The 24,082-nt window shown below is 37.3% G+C and carries 30 protein-coding genes, 1 riboswitch and 2 other annotated features; of the genes, 25 read left to right on the forward strand and 5 right to left on the reverse strand.

The features are described from left to right. The first annotated feature begins 118 nt into the window (after positions 1-118). The 9 genes from Q0371_RS18790 to Q0371_RS18830 all read left to right on the forward strand — a co-directional run bounded on the left by Q0371_RS18790 (position 119) and on the right by Q0371_RS18830 (position 9,315). Entirely contained in the window at positions 119-1,027 is a 909-nt protein-coding gene (locus Q0371_RS18790; RefSeq protein WP_298474112.1) for a MerR family transcriptional regulator, read from the forward strand. A 216-nt stretch (positions 1,028-1,243) separates the two neighbouring features. Next, positions 1,244-2,023, forward strand: a complete 780-nt coding sequence (fabI, locus tag Q0371_RS18795) for an enoyl-ACP reductase FabI (RefSeq protein ID WP_298474115.1) — start codon at positions 1,244-1,246, stop codon at positions 2,021-2,023. Between the two features lie 317 nt (positions 2,024-2,340). Next, on the forward strand, positions 2,341-4,374 hold the full coding sequence (locus Q0371_RS18800) for a catalase (RefSeq protein ID WP_298474118.1): 2,034 nt from the start codon (positions 2,341-2,343) through the stop codon (positions 4,372-4,374). A gap of 153 nt (positions 4,375-4,527) precedes the next feature. Next, positions 4,528-5,868: a CoA-disulfide reductase gene (locus Q0371_RS18805; RefSeq protein ID WP_298474121.1), complete on the forward strand. Its 1,341-nt coding sequence runs from the start codon at positions 4,528-4,530 to the stop codon at positions 5,866-5,868. 21 nt (positions 5,869-5,889) lie between these two features. Continuing rightward, positions 5,890-6,435, forward strand: coding sequence for a GNAT family N-acetyltransferase (locus Q0371_RS18810; protein WP_298474123.1), 546 nt, complete (start codon positions 5,890-5,892; stop codon positions 6,433-6,435). A 61-nt stretch (positions 6,436-6,496) separates the two neighbouring features. Continuing rightward, positions 6,497-6,718: a binding site (T-box leader), on the forward strand. A gap of 37 nt (positions 6,719-6,755) precedes the next feature. Beyond that, positions 6,756-6,975, forward strand: a binding site (T-box leader). 56 nt (positions 6,976-7,031) lie between these two features. Beyond that, the gene (gene thrS, locus Q0371_RS18815; protein WP_298474125.1) at positions 7,032-8,225 is read left to right on the forward strand and encodes a threonine--tRNA ligase; all 1,194 of its coding nucleotides are present in this window, start codon (positions 7,032-7,034) and stop codon (positions 8,223-8,225) included. 76 nt (positions 8,226-8,301) lie between these two features. Then, positions 8,302-8,490 carry a hypothetical protein gene (locus Q0371_RS18820; protein ID WP_298474128.1) on the forward strand — a complete coding sequence of 63 codons (189 nt, stop codon included), beginning with the start codon at positions 8,302-8,304 and terminating at the stop codon, positions 8,488-8,490. Between the two features lie 76 nt (positions 8,491-8,566). Continuing rightward, entirely contained in the window at positions 8,567-8,821 is a 255-nt protein-coding gene (locus tag Q0371_RS18825; protein WP_298474131.1) for a hypothetical protein, read from the forward strand. Beyond that, the gene (locus Q0371_RS18830; RefSeq protein WP_298474133.1) at positions 8,788-9,315 is read left to right on the forward strand and encodes a GNAT family protein; all 528 of its coding nucleotides are present in this window, start codon (positions 8,788-8,790) and stop codon (positions 9,313-9,315) included. Before Q0371_RS18825 ends, Q0371_RS18830 begins: the two co-directional genes overlap by 34 nt. 21 nt (positions 9,316-9,336) lie before the next feature. On the opposite strand, the gene Q0371_RS18835 is transcribed toward Q0371_RS18830, so the two are convergent. Beyond that, complete coding sequence (locus Q0371_RS18835) at positions 9,337-10,185, reverse strand: DegV family protein (RefSeq protein ID WP_298474136.1); 849 nt, start codon at positions 10,183-10,185, stop codon at positions 9,337-9,339. A gap of 142 nt (positions 10,186-10,327) precedes the next feature. Here Q0371_RS18835 and Q0371_RS18840 point away from each other — a divergent pair, with 142 nt between their 5' ends. The 3 genes from Q0371_RS18840 to Q0371_RS18850 are packed head-to-tail and all read left to right on the forward strand — an operon-like array spanning position 10,328 to position 12,039. Beyond that, on the forward strand, positions 10,328-11,125 hold the full coding sequence (locus Q0371_RS18840) for an aminoglycoside adenylyltransferase domain-containing protein (RefSeq protein WP_298474138.1): 798 nt from the start codon (positions 10,328-10,330) through the stop codon (positions 11,123-11,125). A 2-nt stretch (positions 11,126-11,127) separates the two neighbouring features. Further along, positions 11,128-11,634, forward strand: a complete 507-nt coding sequence (locus tag Q0371_RS18845; protein WP_251553251.1) for a GNAT family N-acetyltransferase — start codon at positions 11,128-11,130, stop codon at positions 11,632-11,634. Positions 11,635-11,646: 12 nt separating this feature from the next. Beyond that, positions 11,647-12,039 carry a spore germination protein GerW family protein gene (locus Q0371_RS18850; RefSeq protein WP_169358409.1) on the forward strand — a complete coding sequence of 131 codons (393 nt, stop codon included), beginning with the start codon at positions 11,647-11,649 and terminating at the stop codon, positions 12,037-12,039. A 41-nt stretch (positions 12,040-12,080) separates the two neighbouring features. On the opposite strand, the gene Q0371_RS18855 is transcribed toward Q0371_RS18850, so the two are convergent. After that, positions 12,081-12,554 carry a VanZ family protein gene (locus Q0371_RS18855; RefSeq protein ID WP_298474146.1) on the reverse strand — a complete coding sequence of 158 codons (474 nt, stop codon included), beginning with the start codon at positions 12,552-12,554 and terminating at the stop codon, positions 12,081-12,083. Positions 12,555-12,666: 112 nt separating this feature from the next. Further along, positions 12,667-12,857: riboswitch (cobalamin riboswitch) on the forward strand. Positions 12,858-13,026: 169 nt separating this feature from the next. Between Q0371_RS18855 and Q0371_RS18860 the strand changes: the two genes are divergently transcribed. From Q0371_RS18860 to Q0371_RS18870, 3 genes are all read left to right on the forward strand, one after another. Continuing rightward, positions 13,027-13,566 (forward strand): hypothetical protein, encoded by a 540-nt coding sequence (locus tag Q0371_RS18860; protein ID WP_298474149.1) that lies wholly within the window; start codon positions 13,027-13,029, stop codon positions 13,564-13,566. A 3-nt stretch (positions 13,567-13,569) separates the two neighbouring features. Further along, positions 13,570-14,508: a helical backbone metal receptor gene (locus tag Q0371_RS18865; RefSeq protein WP_298474152.1), complete on the forward strand. Its 939-nt coding sequence runs from the start codon at positions 13,570-13,572 to the stop codon at positions 14,506-14,508. 122 nt (positions 14,509-14,630) lie between these two features. Continuing rightward, positions 14,631-14,876: a DUF1700 domain-containing protein gene (locus tag Q0371_RS18870; RefSeq protein ID WP_298474155.1), complete on the forward strand. Its 246-nt coding sequence runs from the start codon at positions 14,631-14,633 to the stop codon at positions 14,874-14,876. A gap of 326 nt (positions 14,877-15,202) precedes the next feature. Here the strand turns inward: Q0371_RS18870 and tatA are convergent, their stop codons facing one another. After that, on the reverse strand, positions 15,203-15,406 hold the full coding sequence (gene tatA, locus Q0371_RS18875) for a twin-arginine translocase TatA/TatE family subunit (protein ID WP_298474158.1): 204 nt from the start codon (positions 15,404-15,406) through the stop codon (positions 15,203-15,205). 466 nt (positions 15,407-15,872) lie between these two features. Here tatA and Q0371_RS18880 point away from each other — a divergent pair, with 466 nt between their 5' ends. The 3 genes from Q0371_RS18880 (at position 15,873) to Q0371_RS18890 (ending at position 18,731) form a co-directional block, all read left to right on the forward strand. Further along, positions 15,873-16,130, forward strand: a complete 258-nt coding sequence (locus tag Q0371_RS18880) for a hypothetical protein (protein WP_298474161.1) — start codon at positions 15,873-15,875, stop codon at positions 16,128-16,130. Between the two features lie 80 nt (positions 16,131-16,210). Further along, positions 16,211-16,987 (forward strand): gluconate 2-dehydrogenase subunit 3 family protein, encoded by a 777-nt coding sequence (locus Q0371_RS18885; RefSeq protein ID WP_298474164.1) that lies wholly within the window; start codon positions 16,211-16,213, stop codon positions 16,985-16,987. Between the two features lie 28 nt (positions 16,988-17,015). Beyond that, the gene (locus Q0371_RS18890; RefSeq protein WP_298474167.1) at positions 17,016-18,731 is read left to right on the forward strand and encodes a GMC family oxidoreductase; all 1,716 of its coding nucleotides are present in this window, start codon (positions 17,016-17,018) and stop codon (positions 18,729-18,731) included. A 248-nt stretch (positions 18,732-18,979) separates the two neighbouring features. Here the strand turns inward: Q0371_RS18890 and Q0371_RS18895 are convergent, their stop codons facing one another. Continuing rightward, on the reverse strand, positions 18,980-19,369 hold the full coding sequence (locus tag Q0371_RS18895; RefSeq protein WP_169358417.1) for an NUDIX domain-containing protein: 390 nt from the start codon (positions 19,367-19,369) through the stop codon (positions 18,980-18,982). Positions 19,370-19,509: 140 nt separating this feature from the next. Here Q0371_RS18895 and Q0371_RS18900 point away from each other — a divergent pair, with 140 nt between their 5' ends. From Q0371_RS18900 to Q0371_RS18930, 7 genes are all read left to right on the forward strand, one after another. Continuing rightward, positions 19,510-19,716, forward strand: a complete 207-nt coding sequence (locus Q0371_RS18900) for a helix-turn-helix transcriptional regulator (RefSeq protein WP_169358418.1) — start codon at positions 19,510-19,512, stop codon at positions 19,714-19,716. A gap of 2 nt (positions 19,717-19,718) precedes the next feature. After that, positions 19,719-20,126: a hypothetical protein gene (locus tag Q0371_RS18905; protein WP_169358419.1), complete on the forward strand. Its 408-nt coding sequence runs from the start codon at positions 19,719-19,721 to the stop codon at positions 20,124-20,126. 86 nt (positions 20,127-20,212) lie between these two features. Further along, on the forward strand, positions 20,213-20,683 hold the full coding sequence (locus tag Q0371_RS18910; protein ID WP_169358420.1) for a low molecular weight protein-tyrosine-phosphatase: 471 nt from the start codon (positions 20,213-20,215) through the stop codon (positions 20,681-20,683). 17 nt (positions 20,684-20,700) lie between these two features. Next, positions 20,701-21,135: a GNAT family N-acetyltransferase gene (locus Q0371_RS18915; protein WP_169358421.1), complete on the forward strand. Its 435-nt coding sequence runs from the start codon at positions 20,701-20,703 to the stop codon at positions 21,133-21,135. Between the two features lie 12 nt (positions 21,136-21,147). After that, entirely contained in the window at positions 21,148-21,579 is a 432-nt protein-coding gene (locus tag Q0371_RS18920; RefSeq protein WP_169358422.1) for an HIT family protein, read from the forward strand. Between the two features lie 237 nt (positions 21,580-21,816). Continuing rightward, entirely contained in the window at positions 21,817-22,533 is a 717-nt protein-coding gene (locus Q0371_RS18925) for a YebC/PmpR family DNA-binding transcriptional regulator (protein ID WP_169358423.1), read from the forward strand. 228 nt (positions 22,534-22,761) lie between these two features. After that, the gene (locus tag Q0371_RS18930) at positions 22,762-23,217 is read left to right on the forward strand and encodes a hypothetical protein (protein ID WP_298474175.1); all 456 of its coding nucleotides are present in this window, start codon (positions 22,762-22,764) and stop codon (positions 23,215-23,217) included. 136 nt (positions 23,218-23,353) lie between these two features. Here the strand turns inward: Q0371_RS18930 and Q0371_RS18935 are convergent, their stop codons facing one another. Then, positions 23,354-23,776: a DUF4395 domain-containing protein gene (locus tag Q0371_RS18935; protein WP_298474178.1), complete on the reverse strand. Its 423-nt coding sequence runs from the start codon at positions 23,774-23,776 to the stop codon at positions 23,354-23,356. Between the last annotated feature and the right edge of the window lie 306 nt (positions 23,777-24,082).

The raw sequence follows: 24,082 nt of genomic DNA on the forward strand, positions 1-24,082 counted from the left end.
GCTAGAATTTTATTTTTGGTAGAACTACTGTATAATGTTGAGGGAATGATGTTATACTATAGATTAATTAACAAAAGCAACAACAGCTTTTACATAGAGGCTGAAAGGATGAATACGGATGATGCAAGCTCGCCCAAATAGTAGTTATAATATTCAGCAGGTGTCTAATGTAACAGGTTTGTCAAAGCAGGTTATTCGGAAATGGGAAGAGCGCTATGACTTGATTCAACCTGAACGTTTAGATAACGGCTATCGGGTTTATAGTGAAGAGGATATAAAGAAGCTTTTAAAAGTGAAGGTATTATCTGAGAAGGGATACTCTCTAAAGCAAGCAGTTGCGCAGGTTTTGGAGGAAAAACAATTAGATCATGCCCAAGTGGAGCTACCTATAGAAAAGGAATCCTCTTTTCCAGAGTTTAATGATTTTGTTTTTAAGCTGTTGGAGCATGGGACAGATCTCGATGAAATAGAGCTAACGTATACTTTGCAGCAAGCATACTTTCACTACGGGTTAGAGAATTTTTTAGATAAGGTCGTATTACCCTTTTTACTCGAGGTGGGAAACCGATGGGAAAAGGAAGAATGGGATGAGTATCAGGAGGCTGTTTCTAGTATGATTGTGCGTGATTTCCTCGTGCAAATTCGTCGTAATTTTCATTATAGGGATGATGCGCCACTAGTGATAGGGTGCTGTCTTCCTCATGAAACCCATGAAATCCCGGTTCATATTTTATTACTACAGTTTATGATGAAGGGGTGGAAATCCTTTTTAGTAGGTGCTTCTCCTGCACCGGGAGCAATAGAATCAATGGTAGAAAAACTTAAACCACAAAAGGTTCTATTGTCTGCTTCGACAAGCATACCTTTTGAACGCAATCCTAAATTGCTAGCTGGGTTGGACCAGTTTGCTGAAAATCATAAAGAAACTAAATTTTATATAGGTGGTGCAGGGGCTATGCAATACTTTGCATGCAAGAATTTAAAAAATATAAGTTTAGCAAATTCTATAAATGAAGTATTAGATTAAAAAAGCTACTTGCTTTCCTCATTGAGGAAAGCAAGTAGCTTTTTATGTTGTGGACTAATTCTGTTAGATATTTTTTTAGAAAAACTGTGTAGTCGTTTATTTTCAAGAGGAAGATATTAGCTTGGTAGTTCAAAATGAATAGCGTAACATCCATTGAATGTGATATGATTTAAATTAGTAACAGGTACTAATAACAGGTTAAAATGGGAGGTTCTTATGAAGGACTTAATACAGTTAAAAGATAAAAACATTGTAGTGATGGGTGTAGCAAATGAGAGAAGTCTTGCTTGGGGAGTTGCAAAATCTTTATATGACGTAGGTGCTAATGTTATTTTTACTTACCGTAAGGAAAGATCATTAGGTAAAATCCAAAAATTATTAAGTTCTAATGACTTGGAAGCTAAGCTAGTAGTAGAATGTGATGTTAATAGTGATGATAGTATCAAATCCGCATTCGAAACAATAGGCAAGGAAGTGGGAGTCATTCATGGAGTAGTACACTCTGTAGCATTTGCTCATGCAGAGGATTTAAAGGATGATTTTATTAAAACATCTAGAGAGGGCTATGCCTTTGCCCAAGATACCAGTGCATATTCTCTAATTGCAGCTGCAAGAGAAGCCGCTCCATTTATGACAGAGGGTGGAGCTATTGTCACCATGTCCTATCTTGGAGCAGAGCGTGTTTTAGAAGGATATAATGTAATGGGTATTGCTAAAGCATCTTTAGAAGCATCTGTAAAATATTTGGCTGTAGATTTGGGTAAACAAAACGTTCGTGTCAACGCGATATCAGCTGGAGCCGTTCGAACTTTAGCTGCTAAGGGTATCTCTTCTTTTAACACGATTTTGCATAAAATAGAAGAAACTGCTCCTCTTAAACGAAATGTTACACAACAAGAAGTAGGAGAAATGACGGTTGCTCTTCTTGGTAACTTATCACGAGGTGTCACTGGAGAAATAGTATACGTAGATGGTGGATACAATATAATGGGTTAAATAAAGGCTATGGTTGATATTCTCAGCTCTAGCTTCAGAGTGTAAGCATATACCTCGAGAGATATATAATCTCTTGAGGTATTTTTTTCTTTTAGCTCGTAAAAAAGATAAACTTATCCAAGTTTTACTACCCTATCTTTCCCACGTAGAAAGGGGAAATCAATCATACTTCCCTCATTCATACTTTAATAGAAACGATGCGCTTTAAAGCTCTAAACTAGTTACTAATTTAGAAAGATTATAATAAAGAAGTTTTTTTACTAAAATTATGGGTAATTATCCTATAGAAGCAATTTATATTAAGAGGAGGACTTCGATTGGATAATAAAGTAAATGAAAACAGTAAAAATGAACAATTAGAACAATTTCGTGCGGTAGATAAAGATAAAGCTATGACAACTAACCATGGTTTAAAAGTTTCAGAGGATGAATTCTCTTTAAAGGCCGGAGATCGTGGTCCAACACTTATGGAAGATTTTCATTTTAGAGAAAAGATGACGCATTTTGATCATGAGCGAATTCCAGAGCGAATTGTTCATGCTAGAGGTTACGGAGCACATGGCGTATTTGAAGTGTACGAATCCATGAAGCCTTATACAAAAGCGAAGTTCTTACAAACACCTGGTTCTAAGACCCCTGTCTTTGTAAGGTTTTCGACAGTTGCTGGTTCCCGCGGGTCAGGCGAGCTAGCGCGTGATGCTCGAGGGTTCTCGACTAAATTCTATACAGAAGAAGGAAACTACGATTTAGTGGCTAACAATATTCCTGTCTTTTTCATTCAAGATGCTATTAAATTTCCTGATCTAGTCCATGCGATGAAGCCAGAGCCTCATAACGAGATGCCTCAAGCAGCTACAGCACATGATACTTTTTGGGATTTTATAGCAAACAACCAAGAGTCGGCACATATGATTATGTGGGCTATGTCAGATCGAGCAATCCCTAGAAGCTATCGCATGATGGAAGGCTTTGGTGTTCATACCTTCCGATTTGTCAATGAAGAAGGAAAGGCTCACTTTGTTAAATTCCATTGGAAGCCATTGCTTGGAACTCACTCGGTTGTGTGGGATGAAGCACAAAAGATTAATGGTAAGGATCCCGACTTCCACCGCCGTGATCTATATGAAGCAATAGAAAAAGGCGACTATCCAGAATACGAGTTTGGCGTTCAAATTATTTCAGAAGAGGATGAGTTCGCTTTTGACTTTGATATATTAGATCCGACTAAAATATGGCCAGAGGAAGATGTTCCAGTTAAACGAATAGGGAAAATGACGTTAAACAGAAATGTTGATAATGTATTTGCTGAGACAGAACAGGTTGCTTTCCACCCTGGTAATGTCGTTCCTGGAATAGATTTTACAAACGATCCCCTTTTACAAGGACGATTATTCTCTTATACGGATACACAGCTAATAAGACTTGGCGGTCCAAATTTCCATGAGCTACCGATTAACCGTCCAGTATGTCCATTCCATAATAACCAAAGAGATGGTTATGGTAGACAAACAATTAACGTTGGACAAGTAAGCTATCACAAAAACTCCCTAGCTAACAACACTCCAGCTCCAGTTAGTGAAGCAGAGGGGGGCTATGCACATTACCAAGAAAAAATAGATGCACGTAAAGTAAGAGCGCGTAGTGAAAGCTTTAAGGATCATTTCACTCAAGCTACAATGTTCTGGAATAGTATGAGTAAGCCAGAGAAGGAACACATAATTGAAGCATTTAGTTTTGAGCTTGGTAAATGTGTAGAGAAATCGGTACGTACTCAAGCATTAGAAATGATTGCAAACATAGATTTAGAAATGGCGAGCAAAGTTGCAGAGAATTTAGGAATGGTTATTCAAGGAACTGCTGAGAATAAAGTAACCAAATCTTCACCAGCCTTAAGTCAGCTAAATACAGTAATGAAGCCTGATACTAGAAAAATAGCAATTCTCGTAGGAGATGGCTTTGATGAAGAGTTATTGAGCTTTATGGAGGCTTTAAAAGCAAAAGGAACTCTTCCTATGGTCGTGAGTGATCATCATGGAAGTGTAACTGGAGCAAATGGTGCAAGTTTACCAGTAGATCACACCTTCTTAACAGCAGATTCCGTTTTATTCGACGCAGTCTATGTGGCTAGCAATGATGGAACAACACCAGCATTTAAGAAGAATGCGATGTTATTTGTCCAAGAAGCCTTTACTCACTATAAGCCTATCGGATCTACCTTTAGTGGCGACGAGCTACTAGAAGAAATGGGACTTGTAGGTCAAATTGGTGTGTTAGCAAATGATAAAGTACATTTTGTTGATGACTTCATCAATGCAGTGGCAGCACATCGCTTTTGGGATCGTGCAGTTTAATAAGATTACAGTTAAAGAGGTATGTCCTTTAATACAGGGCATACCTCTTTTGATTGAGATTAACTTAATGAAATTAAGGGCATTGTTAACAATAGAAGGAACATTATCACCCAAACGAGAAGTAATAGAAAGAGATATGAGGAGGAGAGCTATATGCATTATGTGATTATAGGCGGTGATGCAGCTGGTATGAGTGCTGCAATGGAGATTTTTCGCAATGATTCTACAGCAGAAATTACGACTTTAGAAAAAGGAAATATTTACTCATACGGACAATGTGGCCTACCATATGTAGTTGGCAAAAAGATATTTTCTACGACAGATGTAATCGCACGAAGCGTGGAAATGTTTCGAACGAAATATAAGATTGATGCAAAGATTGGGCATGAAGTAACGGATGTAAACCCTCTGAACAAAACAGTTGCAGGTAATGTATTAGTAACTGGAGAAAGATTTGAAGTTAAGTATGACCGCCTATTGGTAGCAACAGGTGCTAGCTCCATCGTACCTGATTGGGAGGGTACACAACTAGATGGAATACATACATTTAAAACCATTCCGCAAACGGAGGCTTTAATAGCTGAGCTGAAAGATGTAAACCACGTGACTATTATAGGGGGTGGATATATAGGGTTGGAACTGGCAGAAAACATAAGAGAAATCGGTAAAGAGGTCCGAATAATTCAACGAGGCGATCGGCTTATGCCAATTCTTGACCCAGAGATGGCAGACATATTGCAACAAAAGGCAAAGGAAAAACATGTGGAGGTCAAACTAAATGAGGAGGTTAAATCCTTTACGGGAAACACACGAGTCCAAGAAGTGGTAACTGACAAAGGGACCTACTCAACAGACTTAGTGTTGATAGCTATTGGCATAAAACCAGCAACTAACTTCCTAAAGGAGACAGGAATAGAAACTCTAGCGAATGGAGCCATAATCGTAAATGAATATTTGGAAACAAGTATTCCAGATATATATGCGGCAGGAGATTGCGCCACTCATTTTAATCGTATGAAACAAAAAAACGATTATGTCCCGCTAGGTACTACTGCCAATAAACAAGGTAGACTTGCAGGATTCAATATGATTGGAGAAAAAATTCCGTTTAAAGGTATTGTCGGTACCTCTATTATGAAATTCTTTGAATTGTCGATTGGTAGAACCGGACTATCAGAGGAGGAAGTAAAGGAACTAGACATTCCTTTCGACACAAGTACGATTGAGGCCAGTGATATTGCAGGGTATTATCCTGGGAAAGAGTTAATGCAGATAAAACTTCTTTATCGCAAAGAGGATCAATTGCTTCTAGGTGGGCAGATTGTTGGAGGGCATGGAGTAGACAAGCGCACTGATGTATTGGCTACTGCCCTGTACCATGGTATGACGCTCCCGGATTTATTAGACCTAGACTTATCGTATGCTCCTCCATTTAACGGTGTATGGGATCCTTTGCAGCAGCTTGCTAAAAGAAACTTTGATAAGAATAAATAAAGAAAAGTGGGAAATTGAGAGATGGAAATAGAGACAAAGGAATATAAGGTTAGAGATATCTCGTATAAAATCAGATCGGCTAGTCAGCTCGATGCAAAACAGCTGTCCGAGGTAAGGGTTCAAATTGACGGGGAGACGGAGAATCTAGATAGAGAACAAGGGGAAGCATTCATTGATGTCACAGGCTTTGAGAAGCTAATTGAAGATGACACCCTTTCCGTGAACAATCTCTTTTTAGTCGCAGAGATTGAGGGGAGGATTGTTGGTTTTTCTAGATGTGAAGGGAACGGCTTAAAGCGGTTTGCGCATAAAGTAGAATTTGGTGTGTGTGTCTTAAAAGAATATTGGGGGCTGAGTATCGGTACCAACTTTTTGAAGGAGTCTATCGCTTGGGCGGATGCCGGTAGTATCAAAAAGATCTCATTAAATGTATTACATACAAACGAAAAAGCGATTACCTTATATAAAAGGTATGGTTTCGAGGTAGAGGGTATATTAAAAAATGATAAAATGTTAAAGGATGGAAAATACTATCACACAGTTGTGATGGGACGTTCTTCCATTTAAAATAAAATTTAGTTGACTATTCTAAACTCATTGAATATACTATTAAAAATCAATTTATATTATTTAGGCAAAGAAAAGGACATGAGTCATTTAGGTAATTTCTTATTAGAGAGCAGGGTCATTGGCTGAAAGCCCTGTAAGAAAAACGTATGATTTACCGCCTTGGAGCTATTATGGGGAACAACTAGTATCCATAATCGGGAAACCGTTATCTTTTTAGAGAGCCGTATTTTTTATTCGACGGCAAAATTAGGGTGGAACCACGACCACGCTCGTCCCTTTACCAGGACGGGTGTGGTTTTTTGTATGCACAATTTTATATTTAAGCTATGAAAAGGACATGAATTATTCAACAACTTCTAATTAGAGAGCAGGGTCATTGGCTGAAAGCCCTGTTAGAAAGGCGAATAGTTTACCACCTTGGAGCTATTATGGGGAACAACTAGTATCCATAATCGGGAAACCGTTATATTTTATGAGAGCCATATTTTTTAGTGTCGGCAAAATTAGGGTGGAACCACGACCACACTCGTCCCTTTACCGGGATGGGTGTGGTCTTTTTTTATTATGTAAAACAAAACGAGGAGGAATTAATTATGTCAGTAAAAGCCGAGGGAAGATTAAGTCATCAAAAATTAGGTCAGCAACTAGAATTATTTATGTCCATGGAGGAAGCTCCAGGTATGCCATTTTATTTGCCAAAAGGAATGGTTTTACGAAATGAACTCGAAAATCTATGGAGAGAGAAGCATCAACAAGCAGGCTATCAGGAAATAAAAACTCCTATCATGATGAAGCAGGAGCTATGGGAAAAATCCGGACACTGGGATCATTACCATGAAAACATGTATTTTGCCGATGTGGATGAACAAAAGTATGCAATAAAGCCAATGAACTGTCCAGGAGCAGTTTTAATCTTTAATAGTAAAAGAAGAGGCTACCGAGAACTTCCAATACGGTATGCAGAGCTAGGATTAGTACACCGTCATGAGCTTTCGGGATCTTTGAATGGTCTATTACGTGTTAGAGCATTTACTCAAGACGATGCCCATCTGTTTGTTCTAGAAGAGCAAATTGAAGGTGAGCTTGCGAAGGTATTAGATCTAGTAGATGAATTCTATAAGGAATTTGGATTTAGCTATAAAGTGGAGCTATCAACTCGTCCAGAGAATTTTATGGGTTCTGTGGAAGCATGGGACCAAGCAGAAAAAGCACTAGAATCGGTTTTGAAGAGTAAACAGGTTGAATATCAAGTGAACGAAGGAGATGGAGCTTTTTACGGTCCTAAAATTGACTTCCATATATTCGATTCACTTGGACGTAGCTGGCAGTGTGGAACAGTTCAGCTTGATTTTCAAATGCCGGAAAAATTTAGTTGTCAGTACGTCGATGAAAACAATCAACTTCGTCGTCCTATCATGATTCATCGAGCAATCTATGGCTCCATAGAACGGTTTATCGCGATTCTATTAGAACACTTTCAAGGTAATTTTCCACTTTGGCTAGCCCCAGTTCAAGTGAAGGTATTGCCTATCACAGACGCTCATCTAGCTTATGCGGAAGAAGTAAAGTCGCGGCTACAACAAGAAGGCTACCGGGTAGAAGTAGATGACCGCGTAGAAAAAATTGGATTGAAGATACGAGAGGCAGCCATGCAAAAACATCCGTATATGCTGATCATCGGTGACCAGGAAATGGAGAATCAAGTTGTTTCCGTTAGGAAGCATCGAGTAGGAAGCCTTGGTGATATGGGGATAGAAGCATTTATTGGACAGCATCTGAGAGAGTAAAGTTGTTGTGGTAAGTGGATAGGATGACGGATTTTCGTAAATCAGGTCAATGGGATAGAGCTGGTGAGGGATTGTAGTGAATTATCGGATGATTGTCGTAAAGTATCCGGTCATTGTAGTAATCGGAGAGACGATTGTCGTAAATCAAGTCAAGGGGAAAGAGCTGGTGAGGGATTGTAGTAAATTATCGAGAGATTGTCGTAAACTTGCTGGAACTTGTGAGGGTATGGAGTGCCATGCCGTCAACCGAGCCATCGAATTGTAGTAGACATCCTTCACCACCATTAAAAAAGGGTTTTATGGCAACCATCTCGAATAAACTCTCGATAGGGAGTGTCGCTATGGTTAAATGGTTTATCTTGTTTGGTGGAATAGTTTTATTAGGGATTAACTTTTATGCCGTCTATGACGTGTATCAGCCGAAAGTCGGTCCTATTGGAAGTGGAAGAATACCTATGTACTTTTGGGTAAGCATTTTTATTAGTACCCTGTCAGGGATTATTGCCATTGCGCAATTTTTGTATTATTTGCCTACGATCAACGTAATAAAAATTTTCCTAGAATGGAAACGAAACGGTTTGTACTGCGCCAAATAGAACTAAGCGATGCAAAAGAGGTTTTCCATTATTTCTCTCAGGATGAGGTTATGAAATATTATGATTTAGACGTCTTCAAGGATATTGGCGAAGCGAAAAAGATAATCAGAAAGTGGCAAATAAAGTACCATAAAAACGAAGGATTTCGTTGGGGGATAGCTACTAAGGGGGACAATAAGATTATAGGGAGCTGTGGCTACCATAATTGGGAAAAGGAACACAATAAGGCTGAAATCGGGTTTGAGCTTACTCCAGAATTTTGGAGAAGTGGAGTAATGACGGAGGTTTTGCAGCCTATCCTGTCCTATGGCTTTGAAAAGATGGAGCTTCACAGAATAGAAGCACTCTATGATCCCGACAATATGGCATCCAAAAAAACATTGGAAAAAGCAGGATTTATATATGAGGGTACATTAAGAGAATCTGCGTTTGAAAAAGGGCAGTTTTGTGATGCTTCCATTTGCTCTTTGTTAAAAAAGGAGTTTGCTAAATAGCAAACCCCTTTATAAATTATATTAATACCGAACCCAGCTAAGTCCAATGGTCCCTTCTCCAGCATGAACTCCTACACAGGCACTTAATGGGATGACAATAACCTTAAGGTTAGGGAATTCCTGCAGGATTTCTTCTCTCCACGTTTGAGCATCCTTTTTGTTGTTGCAGTTGATTACTGCAACTTCTGGAACTTCTGCTATTTTCATATCTTTTCGAAGGCGTCCCATTACATAGTTTTTAGCTCTTTTAGTAGCACGTACTTTTTCTGTCGGGACGGTTTTTCCATTATCAAAGGAAATAACCACTTTTATATTTAATAGATTGCTAAGAAAGGCTGCTGTGCCGGAAACACGACCACTTTTATGAAGCTGAGTCAAGCTAGATGGAATGAAGGATAACTCAGAGTTATTTGTCATATTTTCTATATGAGCTACAACTTCCTCTACGCCCCGGCCTTCTTCTAACAAGCTTTTCCCAACCTCTAGCATTTTGACCATTGGATAAGAGCCTATTTTGGAGTCAATGGAATATACTTTGAAATTGGCCATTTTAGAAGCGGTTTGTGAGCTGTGGTAGGTGCCAGACAAACCGCTTGATGTATGGACGGCAACTGCACAATCATATCCTTCTGCTTTTAGGTCTTCATATAGTTGTACCATTTCACCAATTGGAGGCTGAGAGGTCTTTGGATGAACTTTAGCCGTTCTTAATTTGTCATAGAATTCATCATGTGTCATATCAATCGTTTCTTTGAATGCACCCTCTTCAAAAACAATATTTAACGGTAAGACATGTATATTATGTTTTTCAATAAATGATTGTTCCAATAAAGCGGCAGTATCAGTGATCCAAGCAACTTTTTTATTCACAGTTGATAATCTCCTTAATAAAAATAATTTGTTAGCGATAATGTAACGCAGATGAATCCATATCAATAGTGTTACTTGTCATGTTTTGTCGAAATTTCGGGAACTGGAACATATTTTGAACATATTTAGAGGAGGTGAAAGGTTGAAGTATTTATTACCGTATTCTCTACATAATTTAATGCAAGTATATCTACAGCAATTAAATACACATTTGCCTATGAATTTAATAGAAGGAGTTTATCTGTATGGCTCCGTTGCTTTAGACGCTTTTGATGAGAAAAAGAGTGATATAGACTTTATCGTTTTATTAAATCGACAGGTAAATGAGAAAGAGATAGAAATGATAAAGGATCTTCATTTTCAATTGTCTAAAGAGGAATTAGGTTCTCGGATGGACGGTATGTATATCCAAGCAACTGACCTTAGTAAGGGGAACGAAGCTATGCAACCTTATCCTTTTTGTACAGATGGCGTTGTTAGAGTTGGGCATTGGGACATTAATCATGTGACTTGGTGGTTGTTAAAGGAGCATGGAATTACATTGCAGGGAACAGATATTCAAGAGTTAAAGATTTCTACTGAATGGGAGGACGTCTTAGGGACGTTAAAATACAATATTAATCAATATTGGTATGAGAAAACAAAAGAAATACCAGATTCAGTGACTGACGAGGTGGTGGAGTTTGTTACAGCTACTATTTGCAGAATTCTTTATTCACTCGAATATCAGCAGATCATTTCAAAAAGAGAAGCACTGAGAAAAGGATTAAGTATGCTGCCAAATGTTTGGCATCCTTTAATACAAGAAGGGATGAGAATTCGTACATTAGAGCAATCTCCTTCGCTATTTGCAACAGAAAGCTCACGTGCAGAAGCTTGTCGAGATTTAATATTGTACGCACATGAACTTTGTAATGCACGCTATTTTCAGGAGGTATAGAAATGGAAATTAGAAGATTAATAGGTGATGATGCAGAGGCATATTGGCAGCTAAGGCTTGAGGCACTGCAAAATAACCCCGAAGCATTTGGTACTAGTTATGAAGAAGCTATTCAAAGAGAAAATCCAATTGAACGAGTAAGAAGCAATTTTCAAGTAAATGGGAATTATACGTTCGGTGCATTTGAGGGAGATAAATTAATCGGTATGGTTACTCTTTTACAGGAGAGTGGCTCAAAAATGAAGCATAGAGCAAATATATTTGCGATGTATGTTAGTCCGCACGGGAGAAGAAAAGGTGCCGGTAAGTCCTTAATGGAGCAGGCGATTAAACAGGCAAGAGAAACTAATGAAATTGAAAAGATTAATCTCTCCGTAGTATCTAGTAATGAGTCTGCAAAAAATTTATACCTGCAGCTAGGATTTAAAGTATTTGGAACAGAAGAAATGGCTTTAAAGGAAAGAGATGTTTATTACGAGGAACATCATATGACCCTTATATTAAAATAAAGGAGAGATAGTATGGAGGAAAAGACAAGTAAACAAAAGGATAATACCAAGCTGCCTATGATACAAACACCAATACGTTCTATTTTTGAAAAGTTTTCTAGAGAAAAGGATGCTTCTTTAATATACGGGGAACCAATCATTATGGACAATAAACGGATTCTGCCAGTAGCCAAAGTGAACTACTTCGTAGGTGGAGGAGGAGGCGGTGGATTTACAGACGAGCAAAATGCTAGTGGTCAAGGAGAAGGAGCAGGTGGTGTATTTTCGATTAAACCAGTTGGAGTTTATGAAATCACCGAGGAAAATGTAAAATTCAAGCCTATACTTCCGATTAATCAATTACTTACTGTGTTCTCCATTATCACCTTAGGTCTTGCCTTCCTATTAAAGAAAAGTCGAAAATAAGTTCTTTAAATAGCTTAATAGAAAAACGCTACCTTTTAAATTTAGTGGGTAGCGTTTTTTCTATTCTTTAACCATTGAACAAGCGTTAGCAATAGCATGGCAAAAATTGCGCCACTTGTATCTAATAGAACATCCTGAAAGAGTGCAGATCGTCCACTCGTAAAGGATTGATGAAATTCATCTGCTGCCCCTAAAAGAAAGGTAATCAGTATTGCCAACAGCTTTCGATTTCTTATTTTCGGTAAAGCAATATAAATAGCAAAGCAAATTAATCCAAAATAAAAAAAGTGTGTTCCTTTTCTAATGATAAATTCAACAAATGCATAATAACCACGTTCCTCGACAGAGACATAAAATCCCCAATAAGGAATATGAAATAAAGACAAAAAGGACTCCAATGGCTTATTCGGAAGCCAGTTTTTAAGCACAGCCTCTAAAGATTGCTGCTCGGAAGTTTGACCCGAAGCAATAAATACAAAGAGAATTAAAAGTAATAGTGGGATATATTTTTTCATATAAAAACAGTAGCATAAACTGAACAAGAAACAAACTAATTACAAGTTTTAACACTAGATAACCATTTCTATCCCAAAATGATACGCTATGGTACACTTACGATAAGTGAATAATTTATTGCAGGGAAAAGGTGCTGACTTGTCAGCTTAATTGGGAATTCGGTGAAAAACCGAAGCTGTTTCCGCAACTGTAAATGCAGATGAAATAAGAAAAATACCACTGTTGACCAAACGTCGATGGGAAGGTTCTTAGAGTAAAATGATGCATGAGCCAGGAGACCAGCCTTTTCTTGAACGTATAAATACTCTTCGGAAGTTAAGGGGTTGTACGGCACGTGTCTATTTTTTCGATTGAATTTATAAAACGATAAATAGTATTGCGCCGCCCTTTTTGGGGTGGCGTTTTTTGTGCTGTAAGAGATCGAGTATTGTATTGCATATGTTCACATTTACTAGGGAGGGAGGGGAAAAGGTGAAAAAGGACATGCGTTATATTTGTTATCCGTTTATGAGAGAGAAGCCTTCTACAGTAGACTTTGAGATTCGAACGGACTCACTGACGACACGTATCGGCTTGGCTGCTTCTTTAACAAAAGATATTCCAAGAGTATATGAGGACCTCATGTATTTGGCCCCGATGGCATACCACTTAAATGGGTCTGTCAGAGGGAAGCTCGCGATCCATGGAGAAGATTTACAGATCCTCAGCGATATGTACGATTCCTACGTAAGCAAAGTAGAAGGAAGAGTAGATATATTCGTACTTCCACAAGGTTCAACGGCTGCTTGTGAGTTGCACGTATGTCGAAGTGAAGCAAAAAAGTCGGTCAGAGCTTTACATAAAGTCTCTTTAGAAAGAGAAGTACCTGAGATTTTATTTGACTACACGCAGCTATTAGCAAATGTATTGTTTGCAATGGCGGTATATGTAAACAAGTATCATGGAGTTGACGAGATTCAATTTGTCAGTAAATCATATCCCATGAGAAAAAAGAAAGAATTGGGGGATTAACATATGAATAAACAATTAAGAAATTGGTTAGCGGTACTAATACTTTCTATCTTACTTGTAGGCTGCCAAGAGGCTGAAAAGAATACAGCTGTTGAAACAGATTCTGTACAAGAAGTAAAGGAATACACTGTAACGGACGATATGGGGAACGAAATTACATTTGAAGAAGTTCCCGACACGGTTGTGTCTCTACAACCAAGCAACACAGAAATTCTATTTGCCCTTGGCGTGGGAGATAAAATAGTAGGAGCTACAGAGTATGATACCTATCCAGAAAAAGCATTGGAAATTGAAAGAATTTCCGATTCTATGAGCTTTAATGCAGAACGTATTTTAGAGATAAACCCAGATGTTGTGATTGCGTATACAACCGGTTCTGAGGAAGAGCTTAAAGTGTTGGAAGATGCGGGTTTAGATGTTTTTGTCATTCAATCGGCACTGTCATTTGAAGACGTCTATGGTGATATTGAACAGTTGGCCGCAGTAATGGGAGTTGAGGATAAAGGAACAAACCTTGTTAACTCTATTAAAACTACTATTCAAAGTGTTGAGGACAAAGTATCGGGTGTAACTAATCAGAAACAAGTTTATTTTGAGATAAGCCCCTCTCCTGAAATTTTTACAACTGGTAAAAATACGTTTCAACAAGAAGTTTTGAATAATGCTTCTGTTGTGAATATTTTTGGAGACCAAGAGGGGTGGATTAAATTATCTGAGGAAGATGTCATTAAGAAAAATCCTCCGATTATCTTAACTACTGTAAATTATGTAGAAGATCCAATTGGTGAGATTAAGGCTCGTCCAGGCTGGAACCAGCTAGAGGCTGTACAAAACAACGCCATCTTCCAATTAGATTCGGACATAATGTCTCGCCCTGGTCCACGAATTGGTGAAGCTGTGGAACTAGTAGCCAAAACCGTTTATCCAGAAATATTTAAATAAAGTAAAGGATGGTCTCGTTTTGAGGAGACCATCTTCTTTTATTTTAAAACAGGTACCTTGCAATGGATAATAGTGTTATGGTATAGTACTATTTAATGAATAGTACCGAGGGGGAGTTAGAAGTGACAGCAAACGTTTATATTGAGATATTAGAAAAACAGCTATATATTTTAAATGCTAAGGAGCGCCAAGCGGTAGTTCGAGATTTCCAAAAATATTTTTGTGACTTGTTAAGAGAGGGAAAATCCGAGCAAGCAATAATAGAATCATTAGGAGCACCATCGTATATAGCAACGGAACTACTTAAGGCTTACTCCGAAGAGGAAATGATCGTAACAGAAGTGGCATATGAAAGTGCATATATATAAAATGCTCCAAAGGCTAGTTACCCTTTGTAGCATGACTTCATTGACAAGTGGTAACTGGTTCATTTTTTATGTACGAGAATCCAAATTTTCAAATAACAGGTTTGAATCTGATAAATCCACGTTTGTATAAACTTTCATCTCTGGTGTGTTGCCTATATCACTAACCCCTATCCCATCACACAAACTCCAAGTGGACCTTTTATTTCTTCGTTATTTAAAGAAATAAAGGGTAACAAGCTTTTGTATAGATTCTTATAGACTGATATCTAGGAACGTATATTAACACATGCAAAAAGCCGCCTATTAGAATTAGGCGGCTTTTTGCATTAGATATTTTTTTTAGTTACTGTTTCTTTGTCTTCTAGTCTAAATTCTTCTGCAACATCGTCTACTATATCTTTAGTTGAGCTTTTAAATTCTTTTAACGTCTCTCCAACTGCTCTACCCAATTGAGGTAATTTTTTCGGACCGAACACAATTAAAGCAATAATTAATATAATGATTAAACCTGGTATTCCGATATTTGGCATTAAAATCTCTCCTATACTGTTTCTATATATTCTCATGTGTTTTTTTCAATAGTAGTTAATCGTACATAAAATTGGTTGTTTTGTATCAATAACACATTATACTCCTACGTTTAAATTTGTAAATAATTTAGTATTAAAAATGATCAAATGGTGTGAGCTGGAAAAGTCTCTTCATTATAAAAACCCTTTTTCCCTTCGATAGAAATTTTGTTATATAAATATAATTTTAAAGTTTGTTTAACCAAGAAATACTAATTAATTTATACCGATAATACAAGGGTTTTTGCTATTAATCTTCAATAATTATAAAAATTTAATGTTTTTTCAGAATAAAATTATATTTTATTATTCGAAATAAATAGCTAGTATTGAAGAAATAAAAGGAGTAGACTGTAAAACGGTTGTTTTGTTTTGTATAAAAATTACATTTTCATAGTTGTGTGAACTATGTTAAAGGAGAATAAAAGTGACGCAATATAACTTAGAAGAATTAAAACTGTTGAATCAAGTAATTTTTGCTTTATTTATAGTAGCAGATTTAGCTCTTGGCCTCTTTTACTATAATAACGAGTTTCCTTGGTTCGCGTTAATAGGTTCAAGTATTGGACTAGCTATAATTGTTCTTTGCTGGACTGGAAAAAAATATATATACTTTGTCTCATTTTTATTGGTTTATACGATCTTATTCTCATTAATTTATAACTGGCATGCAGTTTTTCATTAATTAGAATATTTTTAACTAATTGTTTACCTAAATAAATAGTTTAACCTATTTTTCAACTAATTTACATTGGAGGTCATATTATGTCAGAACAGGAAAACAAGACTACATACTTAGATAAACGTTCATCTAGACGTACTTTTATCAAAAACTCTGGATTAACAGTTGGTGGAGTTGTACTAGGTGGAGCACTCGGTTCTTTACTAGGGAAAGACTCAACATCTAAAACTAACGAGACTGGGGTTCATTCAGCTGCTGGGGTTAACTTCAACCAAGCACTGATGTATTTTGACAAGGCACAATTTGATACGATAGAGGCCGCAGCAGAGCAAATTTTCCCTAAAACTGAGGTAGGACCCGGTGCGAAAGAATTACTTGTTGCATATTATATCGATCACCAACTCGCGGGAAGCTTTGGTCTGAACTCAAAAGAATATATGACCGGTCCTTTCTTCCCAGGAGAAGCAGTTCCACAACAAGGGTACCAAACACATTTGAATCGTCAGCAAGTGTTTAACCTTGGAATTATAGCTTTAAATGCAGAGGCTGCAAAGAAATCCGATGATAAGCCTAAATTCGCTACTTTAACAGAAGAACAACAAATCGAAATCTTAAAAGATTTTGAAGCTGATAAAGTTAAATTAAATGGAGCTGTTAGTGCATCCTTTTTCTTCTCTTTACTTAGAAAAGTAACAATTGAAGGAGTATATGCTGACCCTATGTACGGCGGTAATAAAGATATGGCTGGTTGGAAGATGAAGAATTTCCCTGGCCATCAATCAAGTTATACTAATGTGTTAGAAAAAGATGAATTCGTGAAAATAGATCCTATGAGCTTAAACTCTCAGCATACACACTAATATACACCAATAGAAAGGGTGAACAACTTTGGCAACTAAATTACCAAAAACAGATATAGTTTTAGTAGGAGTAGGTTGGGTCGGCGGTATTATCGCAGCAGAACTTACAAAAAAAGGATACAAAGTAGTAGGTATAGAGCGTGGTAAAGAACGTTCGACTGAAGATTACTTTATGGCTCATGATGAACTACGTTACGCAGAGCGTAAAGAAATGATGCAAGATCTTTCTAAAGAAACGATTACATTCCGTCACAATATGACACAACGAGCATTACCTTACCGTGAATGGGGTAGCTTCCTAATCGGAGAAGGAACAGGTGGTTCAGGAGAGCATTGGAATGGTCAAACTTACCGCTTCCTTCCATACGATTTCGAAATCTATTCAGAAACTGTTAAACGTTACGGAAAAGGTAAAATCCCTAAAGGGATGATGCTTCAAGACTGGGGTATAACATACGAAGAGTTAGAACCATACTTCGATAAATTTGACGCTATGACGGGTATTAGCGGTGAGGAGAATCCACTACCTGGCTCTCCACAAATAAAATACCCTAACCCGCCAATGCTGGAAACACCTGCTATAAAATTATTCAAAAGTGCAGCGAAAGAGCTTGGTTATCATCCATACCATATGCCTTCTAACAATTTATCGCAATCTTATACTAATCCAGATGGCGTTTCTCGTGGCGCTTGTCAATATTGCGGTTTTTGTGAGCGTTTTGGTTGCGAATATGGAGCAAAAGCTTCACCAGTAGTTACAGTATTACCTGTAGCTAAAGAAACTGGTAACTTCGAAGTACGTACTCATTCTGTTGTACGTAAAGTTCTACACACTAATGGAAAAGCTACTGGCGTGTTATACGTTGATATACGTACTGGTGAAGAGTTTATCCAAGAGGCAGATGTAGTTGTAGTATCAGCTTATCAAATGAACAATATTAAACTATTATTAAACTCTCAACTTGGCCGTCCATATGATCCAGTTACTGGTACAGGTGTCATTGGTAGAAACTATGCATACCAAACAATTCTAGGGACTGCTGTAGGTTTCTTTGATAAAGAGTTCAATTTATACGGTGGTGCAGGATCTCTAGGAGCACAAATTGATGACTTTAACGGAGACTTCTTTGATCATACTGACTTAGATTTCTTACATGGTGCGACAATTCAAATTACCCAATTAGGGGATCGTCCTATTGCCAACAATCAGATTCCAGCAGGCGTTCCAACTTGGGGGAAAGAATTTAAAGATGCTTCTGTTACAAATGCAAACCGTGTTCTTATTGTTAAAGCACAAGGAGCTTCCCTTCCTTGGCAAGATAATTACATCGATCAAGATCCAACGTATAAAGATGCATTCGGTGATCCATTACTTCGTATGACGTTTAATTGGAAAGATCAAGACCGTCAGCTAATGAAGTTTATGGGCGAAAAATCAGCTGAGATCATGAAAAAAATGGGTGCAAAAGATATCAAAATTAATGGCCTCGAAGTCGGAGATTACGATATTCGTAACTACCAATCTACTCATAATACTGGTGGAGTAATTATGGGCTCTAATCCAGAAACAAGTGCTTTAAACAGCTATCTACAAATGTGGGATTGTGAAAACGTATTTGTACCTGGTGCAAGTGCTTTTGCTCAAAACTCAGGTTACAACCCAACTGGTACAGTTGGAGCACTAGCATATCGTGCTGCAGAAGGTATTGAAAAATACTTAAAAACTGGCGGATCTTTAGTTTAAAAACAAGACGCTTCTAAATAAACAAATAATATTTGCATAAAATAAACAAATAGTTTCTACTCATAGAATTAGCCAACAACTTAAAAACTGCTATCTTCTTTCCATTAAAAGAAGGTAGCAGTTTTTTAATATATGGATTCATCCATAAAATTTTAACTACTCTTTTGGATTTCTAAGAAACTTGCACAGTTTGTGTAAATTTCAGGCTGTTCATTATGAACCGAATTTTTGTGGGTTCCTTGGACTGTTTAATCTGCCAAGATTGCTTCTACTATTTCTTTAGGACGAACATCAAGAGTAGATAAATCCTTGAGGTCGATCCAAATCGGTTCATATTTTCCTTTTTCTTTAGAAGTGCTTACATATTCATCTCCCCCTCCGGATCCAAACGTACCGCTTACAATATCAGCTAAATAATAATATTGAGTTCCGCTATATGGTAGTACTTTAAAAAGTCTTTGGATGCGAACATGTACCCCTAGCTCCTCATATGTCTCACGAATAGCTGCCTCCTCAGGGGTTTCTCCATTCTCGATACCTCCACCCGGAAATACATAGTAGGTGGTATAAGGCTTAGTCCTTTTGATCAGTGCAACTCGTCCTTGTTCTAAAATAATAGTGGCTCCTCGATTTCTCATCTTATTCCCCCCTCCACCTATTTTCAAGAAAATTATAACAATAAATTAATGGAAATATGTAAAGATTTCTTTACATTGGAGAAATTTTTGATTATTCTGTATGTAAAGATATATTTACATTGTAAGCAAGGAGGAAGTAAATGGCAAAGGTCATTAATCATATAAGAGAAATCCGTTTAAAAAAGGGGATAACACAGATTCAAATGGCGGGTGATTTACAAATTACCAGACAAACCATTACAGCGATTGAAAACAATAAATACAATCCCAGCTTAGAGCTTGCACTTAAACTAGTACGTTATTTTGATGTACCTATTGAAGAATTATTTTATCTAGAGGAGGAATAAGGATGAAGAAGGGCTATGAGATCCTATTGTATGGAATAATTAGTGGATGTATCATTGGTGGCTCGTTTTTAGGGGTGTATATCTCGGGTAAAGAGGAGGGCATCTTCGATTGGGGGCTTTTCTTGCCAATGTTAGCTGGAGCATTAGGGGGCTTTTCTGTCTTTTTGCTTTATGCATGGTGGCGACAAAAACGTATAGGAAATGTACCGGATATGGATGAACGCACAACTGTGATGATGAAGAATTATTTTTCTACTGTACTTTATTTTGTCCTCTTCGGTACAGGGGCCATATTATTAATATTATTTGCGCTTGGTGTTGAAACAATAGAAATAGGAATACTCATTATTTATATGATGATCCTATTTATGTTAATTGGTATTGGTACTTTTATAATCAAGAAGATTTGAGGGACATAGAAAGGGTATTATAAAGGTAGTTTATAAGGTCTATAAAGCGTATGCAGTATAAATTGACTAAGAAGGGATGTTAAGAAATGGTTCATGTTTTATTTGTCTGTCTAGGTAATATTTGTCGTTCTCCCATGGCGGAGGCTGTATTTAAGCATCTAGTAGCAAAGGAAAAATTAGAAGCGAGTATTCGAGTAGATTCAGCTGCTACAAGTGAGTGGCATATTGGAGCCCCGCCACATCCAGGGACAATAGCCAAGCTAAAAGAATATGACATTTCGACAGAGGGTATATCCGGACGTCAGCTACAAAAAGAAGATTTTGAAGAATTTGACTATATTGTTGGTATGGATGAAAATAATATTAAAGATATACGACAAATGCTTGGTCAACCTGATCATCCCAAAATTATTCGTTTTTTAGATTTGACTGAGCACAAGAAAGATGTACCTGATCCTTATTTCACTGGTGATTTTCAGGAAACCTATGATTTGGTTTTAGAGGGCTGTGATGCACTTCTAGGCAAAGTTAAACTTGATTATAAAGAGCAACTGTAGCAAGAGGGGGAATAAAAGTGGAGTATGAATATTTTCATGGGGTACCGGACAAACAGACGCTTTCTGGTGTTTTGGAGCTACATAAGCATGTATTTGACGGCTCAGACTTGGCAACAGAAAAGTTAAAAGAAAAAAACAATTTAATCCTGTTTGTAGCAAAGGATGGAGACCGTGTAGTAGGATTTAAAATTGGCTATGACTACGGAAATCGCACCTTTTATAGCTGGCTGGGCGGTGTTCACAAGGATTATCGTGGAAAAGGAATAGCGAAAGAGCTGATGTGCAGACAGCATGAACTTGTTAAGTCAATGGGGTACACAAAAGCCCGTACCATCTCAAGAAATGAAAAAAGAGAAATGCTAATTTTAAATATAAAGTTTGGGTTTGATATTAAAGAAACATTTATAAGTAATAAAGGTACGCATAAAATTGTGCTAGAAAAAATGCTATAGGGAGGAAACTAAATGACGGATTGCTTAGGCTGTATGTTAGCGAATAAAAAACAAGAGATATTTGTTATATTTGAGAATGATCATATTACCTGCTTTTTAGACCATGAACCCTTTAATAATGGGCATGTGCTTATACTTCCAAAAAGGCATTATGAGGATGTGGATGACCTAGATGTTGAGGTAGCCTATTCGATCATGGATGCATCAAGGCTAATCTCTAAGGCTATCAAAAGATTATATGCCCCAGATGGGATTACAATCTGTCAAAATGGAGGAGTCTTTAGTGAATTGAATCATTATCATATGCATGTTGTACCAAGGTATGAAGGTCAACAATTTGCAGAGTTTTATCAAGATGAGCCACTCGTACGTAATTTAGAAAGCATGCAAACTGTTACAGCTAAACTAAGAGACTCTGTTCGGAACGTTATAGCAGAAGGTTAATAAAATAATTGGCTGAAAGAGTCTTGTCCGGAGAATGGAAAGACTCTTTTTTAGCTTATGGAATGGTTATTGTATAGTTAGGTCTAACGAAGATATTCTCCTCGACTTAAAGGTATCTTAATGTGAAGTGAATGGAAGTTAATGTATTAATTTTTGCTACTTACAAGGAATCTAATGTATAATAACACAGTAGAATTCTAGAGTACGAAAACAATAGGAGAAAGAGAGTGGGACTTTATGGGTCGTAAATGGAATAATATCAAGGAAAAGAAAGCTTCCAAGGATGCGAATACTAGTCGTATTTATGCCAAATTTGGTCGTGAAATATACGTTGCAGCAAGACAAGGTGAACCTGATCCCGTCTCCAATCAAGCGTTAAAGGTTGTATTAGAGCGTGCGAAAACTTACAGTGTACCAAAACATATTATTGATAAAGCAATTGAAAAAGCAAAAGGTGGATCTGAGGAAAGCTATGACGAGCTTCGCTATGAAGGATTTGGTCCAGGTGGATCAATGGTTATCGTAGATGCATTAACAAATAACGTAAATCGTACTGCTTCTGATGTGCGTGCTGCATTTGGTAAAAATGGCGGCAACATGGGAGTTAGTGGTTCCGTATCTTACATGTTTGATGCAACAGCAGTTATTGGGTTAGAAGGAAAAACAGCTGACGAGGTATTAGAAATCCTAATGGAGGCTGATGTGGATGCTCGTGACATCTTGGAAGAAGACGACGCGGTCATCGTATACGCTGAGCCAGATCAATTCCATGTGGTGCAAGAAGCTTTAAGAGCAGCAGGAGTTGAGGAATTTACAATTTCTGAGCTTACAATGCTTGCTCAAAACGACATTGCATTGGATGCAGATGCACAAGCACAATTTGAAAAAATGATTGATGCTATTGAAGACTTAGAGGACGTTCAGCAAGTTTATCACAATGTAGAATTAGCTTAATGATATACAGAGGAAATCTTCACTTCAGGAAACTGGAGTGAAGATTTTTTGTGATATGGACTTTCTACAAAGTATATGAAACCCAAAGACAAATCATTTAGCTGAATGGATAAAAGTGACACCTGGGCTAAGCGTTTATCAAGGCAAGAAGAATCCTATTAAATTTTTTAAAGGGAGAAACTGTTGGAATTATGGAGCGTCTAATTGGTAAAAGGGAGAGAAAAGAGAATGAGGAAATCCTACATTTGTGCATTAATCCTGCTGTTAGGTAGCTTCTTCATCCTAAGCCCAGCTATGGCAAGCTGGGCTTATCAGTTTGTAGTTTGGGATGGTGACGTGTATATAATTACAGAAGAAAACGTAGAGAAAATAGGCAAGGAGATTGGACATGTAACAAAATACTCAGATAGAGAAGGAACGTATTCAGGTAATTTTTCTAATACATTTCCTAAAGGGACTAAGTATTATGAAATAGTGGAAGTAGATCCAGAGGAAGCTATTGCTGTTGAATCAGAAGTAGGGATATACGTGAAAGCAAATAGTGACGGAGAGTATGCAGGAAGTAAGAAGAACAATTGGAATACAATATACGTTTTCATTGGAGGAGGGGTACTCCTTGTTCTCTTCATAGCCATTGCTATAACGTATGGCCATGGAATGAAAGGAAAAACCAATCGTGGATAAACTAGTTCTTGTCACCGTAACTCATGATCCAGATGGTGAAGAGTGAAGACACTCTTTGTGCTTTGGGTAATCGTTAATGTCAAAATAAAAAAAGAGTAGAACTGTGACCATGAAATAGTTCTTCTCTTTTTTATTATTAATGGGTAGCAGAGTTATTTCTCCGATATTTCCATTGCTGATATTGGAAACGAAAGAAGCAACCTATACAAAATCCTAAGATAGCCACAAATGCTGCTAAGCCAACCATGACGGTTGCGATATTAAATAAAATGCTCCACTTTAGGAAAAAGCTAATGCTAGCTACAACTAAAAAGCCAACTGCAAGCCATTGGTTAAATCTTAGCTGATCATAATCCTCTTGGATGTATTCACTACCAGGTTTCTTTAAAAATCTTTTTGCTATAACTAAGATAGGGTGGAATCCAATTAATAAACTGGATAGATTAGCGATTAATGGTATAAGTAGAATCCATGCTGATTGAGTAAGAAGCGCTATGACTACGGAGGTTACTATTGACCACTGATTGACCATAACAAGGGGTTTTGGAATTGTCTTCATCTTAAAACCTACTTTTCTGATTGGATTTATATTATTATATGTTGATTTTCAGTTAATGTAAATTAATTAAGAACTAAATGACCTATTTCCCGGGAAATCGACATATTTTTTGAAAAGTGTCTGAGAAATAACTAGTCAATAAATTAAAAGACGTGAAATCAACAACAACTTGATTTTCACGTCCTTATTTCTTTTTAAATCATCTCTCTTATTGTTTGGTAGGGAGACGGCGACGAGGAGATTGAAGCCGTGCCCCCGGAAAGCGTCCATCGTAACGGAAAACAACTACATTTTATTTTGAGGAGT

Origin of the sequence: uncultured Psychrobacillus sp. (assembly GCF_938022135.1) — a bacterium.
Taxonomy (GTDB): domain Bacteria; phylum Bacillota; class Bacilli; order Bacillales_A; family Planococcaceae; genus Psychrobacillus.

Excerpts from the sequence above, each read along its gene's own strand:
- Q0371_RS18790 (WP_298474112.1), top strand. The coding sequence starts at position 119 with ATGATGCAAGCTCGCCCAAATAGTAGTTATAATATTCAGCAGGTGTCT.
- fabI (WP_298474115.1), top strand. The coding sequence starts at position 1,244 with ATGAAGGACTTAATACAGTTAAAAGATAAAAACATTGTAGTGATGGGT.
- Q0371_RS18805 (WP_298474121.1), top strand. The coding sequence starts at position 4,528 with ATGCATTATGTGATTATAGGCGGTGATGCAGCTGGTATGAGTGCTGCA.
- Q0371_RS18810 (WP_298474123.1), top strand. The coding sequence starts at position 5,890 with ATGGAAATAGAGACAAAGGAATATAAGGTTAGAGATATCTCGTATAAA.
- thrS (WP_298474125.1), top strand. The coding sequence starts at position 7,032 with ATGTCAGTAAAAGCCGAGGGAAGATTAAGTCATCAAAAATTAGGTCAG.
- Q0371_RS18825 (WP_298474131.1), top strand. The coding sequence starts at position 8,567 with ATGGTTAAATGGTTTATCTTGTTTGGTGGAATAGTTTTATTAGGGATT.
- Q0371_RS18830 (WP_298474133.1), top strand. The coding sequence starts at position 8,788 with ATGGAAACGAAACGGTTTGTACTGCGCCAAATAGAACTAAGCGATGCA.
- Q0371_RS18845 (WP_251553251.1), top strand. The coding sequence starts at position 11,128 with ATGGAAATTAGAAGATTAATAGGTGATGATGCAGAGGCATATTGGCAG.
- Q0371_RS18850 (WP_169358409.1), top strand. The coding sequence starts at position 11,647 with ATGGAGGAAAAGACAAGTAAACAAAAGGATAATACCAAGCTGCCTATG.
- Q0371_RS18855 (WP_298474146.1), bottom strand. The coding sequence starts at position 12,554 with ATGAAAAAATATATCCCACTATTACTTTTAATTCTCTTTGTATTTATT.
- Q0371_RS18865 (WP_298474152.1), top strand. The coding sequence starts at position 13,570 with ATGAATAAACAATTAAGAAATTGGTTAGCGGTACTAATACTTTCTATC.
- tatA (WP_298474158.1), bottom strand. The coding sequence starts at position 15,406 with ATGCCAAATATCGGAATACCAGGTTTAATCATTATATTAATTATTGCT.
- Q0371_RS18885 (WP_298474164.1), top strand. The coding sequence starts at position 16,211 with ATGTCAGAACAGGAAAACAAGACTACATACTTAGATAAACGTTCATCT.
- Q0371_RS18895 (WP_169358417.1), bottom strand. The coding sequence starts at position 19,369 with ATGAGAAATCGAGGAGCCACTATTATTTTAGAACAAGGACGAGTTGCA.
- Q0371_RS18900 (WP_169358418.1), top strand. The coding sequence starts at position 19,510 with ATGGCAAAGGTCATTAATCATATAAGAGAAATCCGTTTAAAAAAGGGG.
- Q0371_RS18905 (WP_169358419.1), top strand. The coding sequence starts at position 19,719 with ATGAAGAAGGGCTATGAGATCCTATTGTATGGAATAATTAGTGGATGT.
- Q0371_RS18910 (WP_169358420.1), top strand. The coding sequence starts at position 20,213 with ATGGTTCATGTTTTATTTGTCTGTCTAGGTAATATTTGTCGTTCTCCC.
- Q0371_RS18920 (WP_169358422.1), top strand. The coding sequence starts at position 21,148 with ATGACGGATTGCTTAGGCTGTATGTTAGCGAATAAAAAACAAGAGATA.
- Q0371_RS18925 (WP_169358423.1), top strand. The coding sequence starts at position 21,817 with ATGGGTCGTAAATGGAATAATATCAAGGAAAAGAAAGCTTCCAAGGAT.
- Q0371_RS18930 (WP_298474175.1), top strand. The coding sequence starts at position 22,762 with ATGAGGAAATCCTACATTTGTGCATTAATCCTGCTGTTAGGTAGCTTC.
- Q0371_RS18935 (WP_298474178.1), bottom strand. The coding sequence starts at position 23,776 with ATGAAGACAATTCCAAAACCCCTTGTTATGGTCAATCAGTGGTCAATA.